At 65.4% G+C, this 254-nt stretch carries 1 protein-coding gene; it reads right to left on the bottom strand.

The window, feature by feature from the left end; translation table 11 throughout:
* Positions 1–186 (bottom strand): DUF4176 domain-containing protein (locus tag AC1RPH_RS08435; protein ID WP_481762137.1); only part of this gene is annotated, 186 nt, incomplete at its 3' end.
* Positions 187–254 lie beyond the last annotated feature (68 nt).

Genomic DNA, 254 nt, shown 5'->3' with positions numbered 1-254 from the left:
GTTCCCGATCACGATCTCTCGCACACCGGCAGCGGCCCCCTGCGGGTGCGGCAACCCCTTGTAGCCGGCGAGGAAGCCGCCGTCCTCCTGCTTCTGGAAGCCTCTCGCGACGATGACGTAAACGCCTTCCTCGCCATCGATTGCGACGGCGCTCCCCAGCGGGAGCAGCTCCGGGGTCTTACTCATGACCCGGCCCCCGTTGTTCGTGGAAGCCTGATCTTCTCGAAGGAGCTCCCACCGCGCAGTACGAAGAA

This window comes from Dellaglioa sp. CoH-57-MRSF-16 (assembly GCF_056782055.1).
Note: the sequence above shows the minus strand (reverse complement) of the source record. Positions and strands in the feature narration are given on the sequence as shown.